The sequence below is a fragment of the Arthrobacter vasquezii genome (assembly GCF_029455255.1).
Lineage (GTDB): Bacteria > Actinomycetota > Actinomycetes > Actinomycetales > Micrococcaceae > Arthrobacter_D > Arthrobacter_D parietis.
In genome coordinates, this window is sequence record NZ_JAROKN010000070.1 from 1 (window position 1) to 13,305 (window position 13,305).

Below are 13,305 nucleotides of genomic sequence, written 5' to 3' on the forward strand. Positions count from 1 at the left end.
GACCGTCCGGGCCGTGGCCCTGCCGGCGCTGACCGCGGCGGCGATCGCGGAGGCGACCGTCGTCGTCGTAATACCGATCGCGGTGCAGGTCAGGGTGAAGCTAACGCTGCTCCCGCCGAGTCCGCACCGGCTGAGTCCGCTGCTGCAGCGGAAGGAGGACAGGCTTAAATGCTTATCCCACGTCGAGTGAAGTTCCGTAAGCAGCACCACCCCGGTCGTTCGGGCGCTGCTACCGGCGGCACTGAGGTCAGCTTCGGTGAGTGGGGTATCCAGGCTCTGAGCCCGGCATACGTCACCAACCGCCAGATCGAATCTGCGCGTATCGCAATGACCCGTCACATCAAGCGTGGCGGAAAGGTGTGGATCAACATCTACCCTGACCGTCCGCTGACCAAGAAGCCTGCTGAAACCCGTATGGGTTCCGGTAAGGGTTCCCCTGAGTGGTGGGTCGCCAACGTCAAGCCGGGGCGCGTTCTCTTTGAACTCTCCGGTGTCAATGAAGAGGTAGCTCGCGAGGCCCTGCGCCTGGCGATCCATAAGCTGCCGTTGAAGGCACGTATCGTGCGTCGTGAGGGTGGTGAATAGTCATGGCACTCGGTTCAAAGGAACTGGCAACCGACCAGCTGGATGGGTTCGATAAGGACCGTCTGGTGGAGGAACTCGCCAAGGCTAAGGAAGAGCTGTTCAACCTGCGCTTCCAGTCAGCCACCGGTCAGCTTGAAAACCACGGCCGCCTGCGCTCGGTGAAGCGGGATATCGCCCGCATCTACACCGTGCTGCGTGAGCGCGAGCTGGGACTGCGGCCCGACGTCGTAGCCCCGGTAGAAGAAGCGAAGACTGAAAAGGCCGGCAAGAAATCGAAGGGTTCCAAGGCTGCCTCCACAAAGGACGAAAAGTCCGTGGAAACACAGGCTTCTGAGGAGGATGCCAAATGAGTGAAGAGAAGAACGGCACTGTAGAGGCTGACGCCCGCGGTCACCGTAAGACCCGGCGCGGCTACGTCGTGTCGGACAAGATGGACAAGACGGTTGTCGTGCAGGTTGAGGATCGTGTTAAGCACGCCCTCTACGGCAAGGTCCTGCGCCGCAGCTCCAAGGTCAAGGTCCACGATGAGCAGAACAGCGCCGGCATCGGCGATATGGTTCTGATCAGCGAGACCCGCCCGCTGTCCGCTACCAAGCGGTGGCGCCTGGTGGAGATCCTGGAAAAGGCCAAGTAAGGCCGCAAAGGCAAGCTCTGTCGACTCGTCGACAACGGCAGTCCCTCGTTCCTCGCGGAACGGGGGACTGTTTGCGTTTCAATACGTGCTAGGATATTGAGTTTGTATGGCGCCTTCCGTGCAGATTTGGTCTGTACACCTCGAGCGTCAGCATGAAACCTCGTAAACAATCGTGCTCCGGCATAGTACTTCCCTGCGCTGCGGCGCCTGGGAGGTAAATGCCTCGGGCACGGGCGTTTAGGCTCATCCCTGGCAAAATCCAGGTGGGTCCAGAGACACCCCGATCAACCGTTCCGCAAGGCTCATTCCGTATGCATTATTTCGGTCTGAGAACCGGCGCGACGCAAGGAGTAGATAGTGATTCAGCAAGAGTCGCGACTCAAGATCGCCGACAACACCGGTGCTAAGGAAATCCTTACCATTCGTGTTCTCGGTGGATCCGGACGTCGCTACGCAGGAATTGGCGACGTCATCGTCGCCACCGTCAAAGACGCCATCCCTGGTGGGAACGTCAAGAAGGGCGATGTGGTCAAGGCCGTCATCGTCCGCACCAAGAAGGAACGCCGCCGTGCGGATGGTTCCTACATCAAGTTCGACGAGAACGCTGCCGTGATCCTCAAGGCTGACGGCGATCCCCGTGGTACCCGTATCTTCGGTCCGGTCGGTCGCGAACTTCGCGACAAGCGCTTCATGAAGATCATTTCACTGGCCCCGGAGGTGCTGTAGTCATGGCTCAGACCCGATCGAAGCTGAAGATCAAGAAGGGTGACCTCGTTCAGGTCATCACCGGTGCCAAGCAGGAGCGCGGCGGAGACCGCGGCAAGCAGGGCAAGGTCCTCAAGGTATTCCCTGAGAGCAACCGTGTACTGGTCGAAGGCATCAACCGCATCACGAAGCACACCAAGGCTGGGCAGACGCAGCGCGGCACCCAGACCGGTGGCATCGAGACCGTTGAGGCTTCCATCCACATCAGTAACGTCGCAGTGGTAGACCCGGAGAGCAAGAAGCCCACCCGAGTCGGCTACCGCACCGAAACCGTGGAGCGGGACGGCCGTGAGCGCACGGTCCGCATCCGCGTCGCCAAGGCATCAGGGAAGGATCTGTAATGACTGCTGAAGCCGTAGAAACAAAGATCACCCCCCGCCTCAAGGCCCGCTACGCATCGGAAATCAAGTCGACGCTGCTGGAGGAATTCAGCTACAGCAACGTCAACCAGGTTCCCCGGCTGGTCAAGGTCGTTGTGAACATGGGTGTTGGAGATGCCGCGAAGGACTCCAAGCTCATCGACGGTGCGGTCCGCGACCTCACCCAGATCACCGGCCAGAAGCCGCAGGTCACCAAGGCACGGAAGTCCATCGCGCAGTTCAAGCTCCGCGAAGGAATGCCGATCGGTGCACACGCAACTCTGCGTGGAGATCGCATGTGGGAATTCGTCGACCGCCTGGTCTCACTGGCACTGCCCCGTATCCGCGACTTCCGCGGCCTCAACGGGCGCCAGTTCGACGGCAACGGCAACTACACCTTCGGTCTCACGGAGCAGTCAATGTTCCACGAGATCGACCAGGACAAGATTGACCGTGTCCGCGGCATGGACATCACCGTTGTGACCACTGCCAAGACTGACGCCGAAGGCCGCGCCCTGCTCAAGGCGCTCGGCTTCCCGTTCAAATCCGAAGACTAATTCAACTACGTTGCAGGTCCGTTCCGGGGTCTGACCAGCTGATGCTGATTCTCACCGGAGTAGCGGAAACCGTTCCGAGGAAGGGCTAGAGCCCAATGACAATGACAGATCCAGTTGCAGACATGCTTACGCGTCTCCGCAACGCCAACTCGGCATACCACGACACCGTGTCCATGCCATACAGCAAGCTGAAGGCACGCGTTGCCGACATCCTGAAGGCCGAAGGTTACATCGGCGGCTGGAAGGAAGAAGAGGCTGAGGTGGGCAAGAAGCTCACGATCGACCTCAAGTTCGGTCCCGACCGTCAGCGCTCCATCGCGGGCATCCGGCGCATCTCCAAGCCGGGCCTGCGCGTCTACGCAAAGTCCACCAATCTGCCGCACGTACTGGGCGGACTGGGCATTGCCATCCTGTCCACGTCCTCCGGTCTGCTCACAGACCGCCAGGCAGCCAAGAAGGGTGTAGGTGGGGAAGTCCTCGCCTACGTCTGGTAGCGGGAAAGGGAAAGAGAAACATGTCACGTATTGGACGTCTCCCCATCACCGTGCCCGCAGGCGTTGAGGTCAAGGTTGACGGCAGTGTTGTGTCCGTCAAGGGATCCAAGGGCGAGCTGAGCCACTCTGTAGCCAGCCCCATCCAGGTATCGCTTGAGGAAAGCACCATCACCGTCTCCCGCCCGAATGACGAGCGCGAAGCGCGTTCGCTGCACGGCCTGACCCGCACCCTGATCTCCAACATGATCGTTGGAGTGACCGAGGGCTACAAGAAGAACCTTGAGATTGTCGGCACCGGTTACCGTGTGCAGGCCAAGGGTTCAGACCTGGAGTTCGCACTGGGCTACAGCCACCCCGTGGCCGTGAAGGCCCCGGAGGGCATCACGCTCACCGTGGACAGCCCCACCAAGGTGTCCGTCTCCGGCATCAACAAGCAGCAGGTCGGCGAAGTTGCTGCGAACATCCGCAAGCTGCGCCGTCCGGATCCCTATAAGGGCAAGGGCATCCGCTACGCGGGCGAAATTATTCGCCGCAAGGTCGGAAAGGCTGGTAAGTAACCATGACACTGAGCATCAACAAGAAGCGCACGTCGAAGAGCAAGTCCGCCCAGCGCGGGCGGCGCCACCTTCGGGTCCGCAAGCGCATCACCGGTACGGCTGTTCGTCCCCGTCTGGTAGTCAACCGTTCAGCCCGTCACATCTTCGTGCAGGTTGTCGACGACACCAAGGGCATGACTGTCGCATCGGCTTCGACCCTCGAGGCGGACCTGCGTTCGTTCGACGGCGACAAGACCGCCAAGGCCAAGCGCGTTGGCGAGCTCGTTGCTGAGCGGGCAAAGGCTGCGGGCATTGAGGCAGTCGTATTCGACCGTGGTGGTAACAAGTACCACGGCCGGGTTGCCGCAATCGCAGACGGCGCACGTGAAGGTGGGCTGGCACTGTGACCGAGCAGAACAACGCAAAGGAAGCCTCATTGAATACTGCAAAGGCTGAGGAGGCTGCGACTGTTGCTCCCGCGGCCGGTTCCACCGAGACGGCGTCAGCTACTGACGATCGCCGCGGCGGTGGCGGTCGCCGTGGAGAGCGCGGCGGACGCGACGGCGGTCGTGGCGGTCGCGACGGCGGTCGTGGCGGTCGTGACGGTGGTCGCGACGACAAAGACAAGTTCGTTGAGCGCGTGGTGTCGATCAACCGCGTATCGAAGGTCGTCAAGGGCGGCCGGCGATTCAGCTTCACCGCACTCGTTGTTGTCGGCGACGGCAACGGCATGGTCGGTGTCGGCTACGGCAAGGCCAAGGAAGTTCCCTCGGCTATCGCCAAGGGCGTAGAGGAAGCCAAGAAGTCCTTCTTCAAGGTTCCCCGCATCGGCGGCACCGTTCCCCACCTGGTTCAGGGTGAGGCAGCGGCCGGCGTCGTACTCCTGCGTCCCGCATCTCCCGGTACCGGTGTAATCGCCGGTGGTCCGGTGCGCGCCGTTCTGGAATGCGTCGGTATCCACGACGTCCTGTCCAAGTCCCTGGGTTCCTCGAACGCCATCAACATTGTTCACGCAACTGTTGACGCGCTGAAGAGGCTCGAAGAGCCGCAGGCAGTGGCTGCGCGCCGTGGTCTGCCGCTCGACCAGGTCGCTTCCACGTCGATGCTGCGCGCTATGCAGGATCAGAAGGCAGGTGCGTAATGACTGCTATTACACCAAAGCGCGTGGTTGTCAGCTCAGCGAAGCTGGAAATCACCCAGATCAAGTCCGTCATTGGCGGTAAGCAGAACCAGCGCGACACCCTTCGTTCACTCGGTCTGAAGCGGATCGGACACACCGTTGTCCGCAACGCTGACGCAGTGACCGTAGGCATGGTCAACACGGTTCCGCACCTCGTGAAGGTTGAGGAGGCCAAGTAATGGCAGAGAAGAAGACGGTGGAGGAATCCACCGAGAAGAAGCCGGCCCGCAAGCCTGCTGCCAAGGCTGCTGCTGCTCAGGAAACTGCTGAGAGCACGCCCCGCGTCCACGCGCTGAAGGTACACCACCTTCGTCCCGCCCCCGGAGCCAAAACCGCAAAGACCCGCGTTGGTCGCGGTGAAGGTTCCAAGGGTAAGACTGCAGGCCGTGGCACCAAGGGCACCAAGGCGCGCTACTCGGTCAAGGCAGGATTCGCGGGTGGGCAGCTGCCGCTGCACATGCGCCTGCCGAAGCTGCGTGGGTTCAAGAACCCGTTCCGCGTTGAGTACCAGGTAGTGAACCTGGACAAGCTCAACGAGCTGTACCCCCAAGGCGGTGAGGTGTCTGTGGACAGCCTGATCGCCAAGGGCGCAGTGCGCAAGAACCAGCTCGTCAAGGTGCTGGGAACGGGCGACCTCTCGGTCAAGGTGGACGTCAAGGTTCATGCCGTGTCCGCCAGCGCTGCAGAGAAGATCACCGCCGCAGGCGGATCCGTCTCGGCGCTCTAGTTCCCAGCATCGATCCCCGCCGTCGTCGTTCGGCTCGTCCTTAGGACATCAGGACGACGGCGGCAGGGGAGCCGGCTGTGATCTAGCTCATGAAGCAACTAGACTCTTGGTGGGCCGGGATCCCCGGTCCGCCAGGAGTTTGTTTCGTTAACAGGCTCAATTGATTCCCCGGGTTCTCTAGCGCCCGGTTCCACCCGTTAGACTCGGTTGGTGTGTATTGCCCGTGAAGGGCCACTAAGACTTATTCAGGAGGACGCTTGCTTAGCGCTATTGGCCGGGCTTTCCGGACGCCAGACTTGCGGCGCAAGCTGTTGTTCACGCTGGGAATCATCACCATTTTCCGTTTGGGTGCGTTCATCCCGGCGCCCGGTGTTGACTACGGCAACGTGCAGCAGTGTTTGCAGCTCGGCAACACAGAGGGCGGCCTCTACCAGTTCGTGAACCTTTTCAGCGGCGGTGCGCTGCTGCAGGTGTCCATCTTTGCTCTCGGGATCATGCCCTACATCACGGCCAGCATCATCACTCAGCTGCTCCGTGTGGTCATCCCACGCTTCCAGGAACTGCATCAGGAAGGCGCACAGGGCCAGGCACAGCTGACCCAGTACACGCGCTATCTGACAATCGCCCTCGGGCTGTTGAACGCCACGACGCTGGTGTCGCTGGCACGATCAGGTGCATTGCTGGGTAACTGTCCGGTGCCGATCATCCCGGACGACAGCCTCATCACCATTATTCTGCTCATCATCACGCTGACCGCCGGTACCGGCCTCATCATGTGGATGGGTGAACTCATCACCGAGCGCGGTGTCGGCAACGGCATGTCGCTGTTGATCTTCACGGCGATTGCTGCCGGTTTCCCCAGCTCGCTGGGTGAGATCCTGCGCACGCAGGGATGGACTGTCTTCCTCAGCGTGCTGTTGATCGGCGTTGTTACGGTGATGCTCGTGATCTTCGTTGAGCAGTCGCAGCGCCGTATTCCGGTGCAGTATGCCAAGCGCATGATCGGCCGCCGCACGCTGGGAGGCAGCAGCACCTACATTCCGATCAAGGTCAATATGGCGGGCGTCATCCCCGTCATCTTCGCATCATCGATGCTCTATCTGCCGTCGCTGATTGCCCAGTTCAACACCCCCACGGACGGCGAGACACCGCCGCCGGAGTGGGTCAACTGGATCACCACGTACCTGACCTCGGGTGATCATCCCTTCTACATGGCGCTGTACTTCGCGATGATCGTGTTCTTCACGTATTTCTACGTAGCGATCACGTTCAATCCGGAGGAAGTGTCGGAGAACATGAAGAAGTACGGCGGCTTTATCCCGGGTATCCGGGCGGGGCGGCCTACCGCTGAGTACCTCCAGTACGTCCTGTCCCGCATCACCCTGCCGGGCGCCATCTATCTCGGTCTTGTTGCGCTCATCCCGTTGATCGCGCTCGTGGCCATCAATGCAAACCAGAACTTCCCGTTCGGTGGAGTCTCGATCCTCATCATGGTCGGCGTTGGCCTCGAGACGGTGAAGCAAATTGACGCGCAGCTGCAGCAGCGCCACTACGAAGGGTTATTGCGATGACACGGATGCTCATCATTGGACCGCCCGGGTCCGGCAAGGGCACGCAGGCCGCGCGGATCTCCGAGCGGCTGGGAGTGGTGGCGATTTCCACGGGAGATATCTTCCGCGAGAACGTCCGCAACGAGACACCGCTCGGCGTTGAAGCCAAAAAGTACATGGACGCCGGAGACTTCGTTCCGGACAGCGTGACCAACAGCATGGTCCGCGCCCGTCTCACTGAGGATGATGTGCAGGAAGGCTTCCTGCTTGACGGCTACCCCCGCACCGCCGCCCAGGTGACCGAGCTGGATGACATCCTCCAGCAGAATGACCTGGCCCTCGACGTCGTACTGCAGCTCACGGCGGATGACGAGGAACTGGTCCGCCGGCTCCTGGGCCGGGCGCGCCTGGACGGGCGTACCGATGACAATGACGTTGTCATCCGGCATCGCCTCGACCTCTACCACGAGCAGACCGAGGCTGTTGTGTCCCAGTACGAGGCACGCGGCATCGTGACCCGCGTTGATGGCATCGGCGCAATCGATGAAGTCACCGAGCGCGTCATGTCGGCTCTGAAAGTAACGCAGTAACCCCGATGTTTCGCCAGCAGCGGGTCGAGTACAAGTCGGCAGATCAGATCCGGACCATGCGGGCGGCGGGCCTCGTGCTCTCCGACGCCCTGGACCAGGCGGTCGCTGCCGCACGGGTAGGCATGTCCACCCTCGAGCTGGACGCGGTGTTTGCCGGCGTTCTCAAGGACGCCGGCGCCACCTCCAACTTCCTCGGCTATCACGGCTTTCCCAACAGCATCTGCACCTCGGTGAACCATGAAGTTGTCCACGGCATCCCCGGCGGGTATGTGCTGCAGGACGGTGACATCATCTCGATCGACGGCGGCGCTATCGTCCGCGGCTGGCACTCGGACTCCGCCCGCACGGTGATCGTCGGTACGCCCCGTCCGGAGGACGTGTACCTGTCAAGGGTCACTGAGGAAGCCATGTGGCGGGGGATCGCTGCCCTGGCCACCGGCAAGCACGTTGGGGACGTCGGCGCAGCCATCGACGACTACGTCTCGGCAGCGGAAGGCCCGGCACTCGGTATCCTGCAGGACTATGTGGGCCACGGCATCGGTACGGAAATGCACCAGTCCCCGGACGTGCTGAACTACCGCAGCAGCCACCGCGGCCCCAAGATCAAGCCGGGGCTGTGCCTCGCGATCGAGCCCATGCTGGTTCAGGGACGTGTAGAAACGGCGGTCCTGGACGATGACTGGACTGTGGTCACCGTTGACGGCCAGCGCGCCTGCCAGTGGGAACACACTGTGGCAGTTCACGACGGCGGCATCTGGGTCCTCAGCGCAGCTGACGGCGGCGCCGCGAAGCTGGCGGAACTGGGCGTTACCGTCGCTCCGCTCGACTGAGGTTCGCTGGAACCGCGCACGGCAGAGCGGCCGGATTTAACTTCTGGCACGGCGTAGCGTAGAGTTATTTGTTGGTTGTCGCTACTTTTGCGCCCTTTTGCGCCCTTCCTCCGAACGGATCGCTCCGTTGCGGGTGGAACGGGATCTCGCGATCCCGGGTGGGGGAGTCAGGCAATCAAAACCCCTAGACCGACCGCCGAAGCAAATGGCGGCACAGAAGTTAGCGGAGGATATGGCCAAGAAAGACGGTGTCATTGAGATTGAAGGCACTGTGAACGAGGCTCTGCCCAACGCGATGTTCCGCGTTGAGCTGGCCAACGGACACATTGTTCTAGCCCACATCTCGGGAAAGATGCGTCAGCACTACATTCGAATCCTCCCCGAGGATCGGGTGGTGGTGGAGCTTAGCCCTTACGACCTCACCAGGGGTCGTATTGTCTACCGCTACAAATAAGAACGAACGCAAAGGATAGCCATGAAGGTCCAGCCGAGCGTGAAGCGGATTTGCGATAAGTGCCAGGTGGTTCGCCGCAAGGGCAACGTACTCGTAATCTGCGAAAACCCGCGCCACAAGCAGCGCCAGGGCTGAATCCTCTCTTTTGAGGGTCACCCACGCGTAGTAACACCACAATAAAAAGCAGTGCAGGGCAAGCCCCACCAGGTAAGCCCACACCCCCGGCACGGAGGCCGGGGACCGGAGATCATCCGGGCCGCACTGTTTCAGACCTCCGGTCATCAAAAGGAGAACCGCCACTATGGCACGTCTCGCTGGCGTAGACATTCCCCGCGAAAAGCGGGTTGTCATTGCGCTTACCTACATCTACGGCGTGGGCAAGACCCGTGCAGATCAGACGCTCGCAGAGACCGGGATCAACCCGGAAACCCGAGTGAAGGATCTTTCTGACGCTGAGCTCGTACAGCTCCGCGATTACATTGAAGGCAACTACAAGGTCGAGGGTGACCTCCGCCGTGAGGTAGCTGCAGACATCCGCCGCAAGGTGGAGATCGGCAGCTACGAAGGCATCCGGCACCGCCGCGGCCTTCCTGTGCGTGGACAGCGCACCAAGACCAACGCGCGTACCCGCAAGGGCCCCAAGCGCACCGTCGCAGGCAAGAAGAAGGCCGGCCGCTAGTTCTAGCGGTTGCCCATAGCCACCACCCAAAACCTTCGTAGGAGAAGTAATGCCCCCCAAGACTCGTGGAGCGGTGCGTAAGCCGCGTCGCAAGGACAAAAAGAATATCGCCTTCGGTCAGGCGCATATCAAGAGCACGTTCAACAACACCATCGTCTCGATCACCGATCCCAGCGGAGCTGTTATCTCCTGGGCTTCGGCTGGCGAGGTCGGATTCAAGGGCTCACGCAAGTCCACCCCCTACGCTGCGCAGACCGCTGCCGAGGCCGCTGCAAAGCGCGCCCAGGAGCACGGCGTCCGTAAGGTCGACGTTTTCGTGAAGGGTCCGGGATCCGGACGCGAGACCGCGATCCGCTCGCTGCAGGCTGCCGGCCTTGAGGTTGGCTCCATCCAGGACGTTACCCCCAGCGCCCACAACGGCTGCCGCCCGCCGAAGCGCCGCCGCGTCTAAGTAGCTCCCTTGGCTCCAGGCTCGCCCGCGCTTCACCGGAAGTGTGGGCGGCTTGGGGCTGACTGTCGTTTAGCTACTGAGTTCCGCTCTCTAGCTTTCCCTTTCCACCATTTGTGTTGCGTCATATAGCGGATGCTCCCTGAAAGGAAATGTAAGTGCTCATTGCACAGCGCCCCACCCTGACTGAAGAAGTAGTCGCTGACAACCGTTCGCGGTTCGTCATCGAACCGCTGGAGCCCGGTTTCGGCTACACCCTCGGCAACTCGCTTCGCCGTACGCTCCTGTCCTCGATTCCCGGAGCAGCTGTCACCAGCATCCGGCTCGACGGCGTGCTGCACGAGTTCACCACCGTTCCCGGTGTGAAGGAAGATGTCACTGAGATCATCCTGAACGTCAAGAACCTGGCGGTGTCCTCCGAGCATGACGAGCCCGTGGTTGCCTACCTGCGCAAGCAGGGCCCCGGCGTCGTCACTGCAGCTGACATCGCTCCGCCGGCCGGTGTGGAGTTCCACAACCCGGACCTGCACATCGCAACCCTGAACTCGAAGGGCAAGTTCGAGCTTGAACTGACCATCGAGCGTGGCCGCGGTTATGTCTCTGCTTCGCAGAACAAGTCCGGTGACTCCGAGATCGGCCGCATTCCGGTTGACTCGATCTACTCGCCGGTCCTGAAGGTGACCTTCCGCGTGGAAGCCACCCGTGTTGAGCAGCGCACCGACTTCGACCGCCTGATCGTAGACGTCGAAACCAAGGACGCTATCGCTCCGCGCGATGCCGTTGCTTCGGCAGGTACCACCCTGGTTGAACTGTTCGGCCTCGCCCGCGAGCTGAACACCGCCGCTGAAGGCATCGAGATTGGCCCGTCGCCCAGCGACGCCGCTCTCGCCGCTGACATGGCCCTTCCGATCGAGGATCTCGAACTGACAGTTCGTTCCTACAACTGCCTCAAGCGTGAGGGCATCCACACCGTGGGTGAACTCGTTGCACGCTCCGAGGCTGACCTGATGGACATCCGTAATTTCGGTGCCAAGTCCATTGATGAGGTCAAGGCAAAGCTGGTTGACCTGGGTCTGTCCCTGAAGGATTCCCCTCCAGGGTTTGACCTTGCAGCCCGCGCCGCTGCGATTGAAGAGGACGACGACGCCTACGGCGACGAAGCACTCTAAACGTTAGAAACCTGGTGCCGCTTTAGGATGCGGCCTCGGGCACATTTATGAGGAGATAACACATCATGCCCACACCCACAAAGGGCCCACGCCTCGGTGGCGGTCCGGCGCACGAGCGCCTGATGCTCGCCAACCTGGCCGCCTCGCTGTTCGAGCACAAGCGCATCACCACCACGGTGACCAAGGCAAAGCGGCTTCGCCCCTACGCCGAGCGCCTGATCACCTTCGCCAAGAAGGGTGACCTGGCCTCGCGCCGTCGTGTCCTGGCTGTCATCAGCAGCAAGGGTATCGTCCACGAGCTGTTCACGGACATCGCCCCGGCTGTTGCCAACCGCAACGGTGGCTACACTCGCATCACCAAGATCGGCAACCGCAAGGGCGACAACGCTCCCATGGCTGTCATCGAGCTGGTGCTGGAGTCAGTTTCCGCCAAGCAGGCAGTAGTCGGCGAGGCTGAGCAGGCTGCCGGCAACGCCGCTGCCCGCGACGCTGCAGCTGCTGCACCCGTAGCTTCGGCTGAGTCCGCAGATTCACCGGAATCGGCTGATTCCGCAGAGTCGGCTGAGTCCGCTGAATCGGCACCCTCGGCAGCTTCGGCTGACGAGGTTGCGGCAGAGGACACCACGGTAAGCGCCTCTGAGGGCGACGCCGAGGAGACCGTTGTTGTTGAAGAAGGCTCCGTGCCGGAAGCAGACGAGAAGAAGTAGTTCTTCTGCTCTGCTGAACACATGAACGAACAAATGCCCGTCATCCCGTCCGTGGATGGCGGGCATTTGCGTGTTCGGATCGATTTAGCGTACGACGGCGGTCCGTTCTCCGGTTGGGCTGTCCAGCCTGGTCTGCCAACAGTTCAGGGCACGGTGGAATCGGGTCTGGAGTTGCTTTTTCGGAGACGCGTGCGCCTGACCGTTGCCGGCCGGACTGATGCGGGCGTGCACGCACGCGGCCAGGTTACCCACATCGATCTCGAGCCGGGGGAGTGGTTGGCGCTGAGCCGGGGCCGGGACATCGATCCTGCGTTGGCCCTGAAGCGTCGCCTGCAGGCCACCGTGAACCGCTACCTGCCGCCCGGTGTGGCCGCGCGTACCGCCTATGCGAGCAATCCGGCGTCACCCGTTGTGGTGCGCGCTGTGCGGCTTGCTCCGGCGGGTTTTGATGCGCGGTTCTCGGCGTTGTGGCGTCGCTACAGCTACCGGATCGCTGATCGTCTTGACGATCAGGATCCTCTGCACCGCAGCACTGTTCTGTGGCACTCGGAGGAACTGGACGAGGGCTTGCTGAACGAGGGGGCCCGGCCATTGCTGGGGCTGCAGGACTTCCGGGCATTCTGCAAGCCCCGGGTGGGTGCCACGACTGTCCGGGAGCTGCAGCGGTTCGAGTTTGAGCGGGAGCCTGACGGTGTTCTCCGGGCAACTATCCAGGCCGATGCCTTCTGCCACAACATGGTGCGTGCGCTGATCGGTGGCGCACTGCGGGTGGGAAGTGGTGAGGAACCGCCGGAGTGGATGGGGGAGCGGCTGCGTTCCCGTCAAAAGGACTCGCGGTCTGTTCTCGCGCCGGCGCATCCGTTGGTGCTTGAGGAAGTGCGTTACCCGGACGACGCCGCCGAGCTGGCCTTGCGTGCGGAGCTCACCCGGGCGAAGCGTGATCACGTTCGGGACGATGCCTGACTAGCTGGCAGCGCAAGACCGAGGGGTCGGCGGCGCTCGCCTGGGCGCGCACGCGGCCGTTCCGTTAGAAGGGCGGTG

General features: G+C 61.8%; 22 protein-coding genes. All 22 read left to right on the forward strand.

Translation table 11 applies throughout. From position 1 onward, the window contains the following. Positions 1-168 precede the first annotated feature (168 nt). The gene (rplP, locus tag P4U43_RS15970) at positions 169-585 is read left to right on the forward strand and encodes a 50S ribosomal protein L16 (RefSeq protein WP_056544024.1); all 417 of its coding nucleotides are present in this window, start codon (positions 169-171) and stop codon (positions 583-585) included. 2 nt (positions 586-587) lie between these two features. Beyond that, positions 588-935, forward strand: a complete 348-nt coding sequence (gene rpmC, locus P4U43_RS15975; RefSeq protein WP_056544026.1) for a 50S ribosomal protein L29 — start codon at positions 588-590, stop codon at positions 933-935. Beyond that, positions 932-1,219 (forward strand): 30S ribosomal protein S17, encoded by a 288-nt coding sequence (gene rpsQ, locus P4U43_RS15980; protein ID WP_056544030.1) that lies wholly within the window; start codon positions 932-934, stop codon positions 1,217-1,219. Before rpmC ends, rpsQ begins: the two co-directional genes overlap by 4 nt. 357 nt (positions 1,220-1,576) lie before the next feature. Next, positions 1,577-1,945, forward strand: coding sequence for a 50S ribosomal protein L14 (rplN, locus tag P4U43_RS15985; protein ID WP_056544033.1), 369 nt, complete (start codon positions 1,577-1,579; stop codon positions 1,943-1,945). 2 nt (positions 1,946-1,947) lie between these two features. After that, on the forward strand, positions 1,948-2,325 hold the full coding sequence (gene rplX / locus P4U43_RS15990) for a 50S ribosomal protein L24 (RefSeq protein ID WP_056544036.1): 378 nt from the start codon (positions 1,948-1,950) through the stop codon (positions 2,323-2,325). Beyond that, positions 2,325-2,900: a 50S ribosomal protein L5 gene (rplE, locus tag P4U43_RS15995; protein ID WP_056544039.1), complete on the forward strand. Its 576-nt coding sequence runs from the start codon at positions 2,325-2,327 to the stop codon at positions 2,898-2,900. The genes rplX and rplE overlap by 1 nt, the downstream gene beginning before the upstream one ends. A gap of 95 nt (positions 2,901-2,995) precedes the next feature. Next, positions 2,996-3,394 carry a 30S ribosomal protein S8 gene (gene rpsH, locus P4U43_RS16000; protein WP_056544043.1) on the forward strand — a complete coding sequence of 133 codons (399 nt, stop codon included), beginning with the start codon at positions 2,996-2,998 and terminating at the stop codon, positions 3,392-3,394. 20 nt (positions 3,395-3,414) lie between these two features. Further along, the gene (rplF, locus tag P4U43_RS16005; protein WP_056544046.1) at positions 3,415-3,951 is read left to right on the forward strand and encodes a 50S ribosomal protein L6; all 537 of its coding nucleotides are present in this window, start codon (positions 3,415-3,417) and stop codon (positions 3,949-3,951) included. 2 nt (positions 3,952-3,953) lie between these two features. Continuing rightward, complete coding sequence (gene rplR, locus P4U43_RS16010) at positions 3,954-4,337, forward strand: 50S ribosomal protein L18 (RefSeq protein ID WP_056544049.1); 384 nt, start codon at positions 3,954-3,956, stop codon at positions 4,335-4,337. Beyond that, positions 4,334-5,071, forward strand: a complete 738-nt coding sequence (rpsE, locus tag P4U43_RS16015) for a 30S ribosomal protein S5 (protein WP_404800762.1) — start codon at positions 4,334-4,336, stop codon at positions 5,069-5,071. Before rplR ends, rpsE begins: the two co-directional genes overlap by 4 nt. Continuing rightward, entirely contained in the window at positions 5,071-5,289 is a 219-nt protein-coding gene (rpmD, locus tag P4U43_RS16020) for a 50S ribosomal protein L30 (protein ID WP_056544055.1), read from the forward strand. The genes rpsE and rpmD overlap by 1 nt, the downstream gene beginning before the upstream one ends. Beyond that, a complete protein-coding gene (gene rplO, locus P4U43_RS16025) occupies positions 5,289-5,837 on the forward strand; it encodes a 50S ribosomal protein L15 (protein WP_277359632.1) in 549 nt (182 codons plus the stop codon). The genes rpmD and rplO overlap by 1 nt, the downstream gene beginning before the upstream one ends. 257 nt (positions 5,838-6,094) lie before the next feature. Then, positions 6,095-7,408: a preprotein translocase subunit SecY gene (gene secY / locus P4U43_RS16030; RefSeq protein ID WP_277359633.1), complete on the forward strand. Its 1,314-nt coding sequence runs from the start codon at positions 6,095-6,097 to the stop codon at positions 7,406-7,408. After that, positions 7,405-7,977: an adenylate kinase gene (locus P4U43_RS16035; protein WP_056544060.1), complete on the forward strand. Its 573-nt coding sequence runs from the start codon at positions 7,405-7,407 to the stop codon at positions 7,975-7,977. Before secY ends, P4U43_RS16035 begins: the two co-directional genes overlap by 4 nt. A 5-nt stretch (positions 7,978-7,982) precedes the next feature. Continuing rightward, complete coding sequence (gene map / locus P4U43_RS16040; protein WP_277359634.1) at positions 7,983-8,807, forward strand: type I methionyl aminopeptidase; 825 nt, start codon at positions 7,983-7,985, stop codon at positions 8,805-8,807. Positions 8,808-9,039: 232 nt separating this feature from the next. Further along, the gene (infA, locus tag P4U43_RS16045; protein ID WP_019481515.1) at positions 9,040-9,261 is read left to right on the forward strand and encodes a translation initiation factor IF-1; all 222 of its coding nucleotides are present in this window, start codon (positions 9,040-9,042) and stop codon (positions 9,259-9,261) included. Positions 9,262-9,282: 21 nt separating this feature from the next. Then, a complete protein-coding gene (gene rpmJ / locus P4U43_RS16050) occupies positions 9,283-9,396 on the forward strand; it encodes a 50S ribosomal protein L36 (protein ID WP_024475611.1) in 114 nt (37 codons plus the stop codon). 166 nt (positions 9,397-9,562) lie between these two features. After that, positions 9,563-9,940: a 30S ribosomal protein S13 gene (rpsM, locus tag P4U43_RS16055; protein WP_056544063.1), complete on the forward strand. Its 378-nt coding sequence runs from the start codon at positions 9,563-9,565 to the stop codon at positions 9,938-9,940. A gap of 49 nt (positions 9,941-9,989) precedes the next feature. After that, positions 9,990-10,391, forward strand: coding sequence for a 30S ribosomal protein S11 (gene rpsK, locus P4U43_RS16060; RefSeq protein ID WP_026545640.1), 402 nt, complete (start codon positions 9,990-9,992; stop codon positions 10,389-10,391). A gap of 155 nt (positions 10,392-10,546) precedes the next feature. Then, positions 10,547-11,557 (forward strand): DNA-directed RNA polymerase subunit alpha, encoded by a 1,011-nt coding sequence (locus P4U43_RS16065; RefSeq protein ID WP_056544066.1) that lies wholly within the window; start codon positions 10,547-10,549, stop codon positions 11,555-11,557. Between the two features lie 65 nt (positions 11,558-11,622). After that, the gene (gene rplQ, locus P4U43_RS16070; RefSeq protein WP_204531689.1) at positions 11,623-12,264 is read left to right on the forward strand and encodes a 50S ribosomal protein L17; all 642 of its coding nucleotides are present in this window, start codon (positions 11,623-11,625) and stop codon (positions 12,262-12,264) included. Between the two features lie 21 nt (positions 12,265-12,285). Then, positions 12,286-13,227 (forward strand): tRNA pseudouridine synthase A, encoded by a 942-nt coding sequence (locus tag P4U43_RS16075; protein WP_277359635.1) that lies wholly within the window; start codon positions 12,286-12,288, stop codon positions 13,225-13,227. The last annotated feature ends 78 nt before the right edge of the window (positions 13,228-13,305 follow it).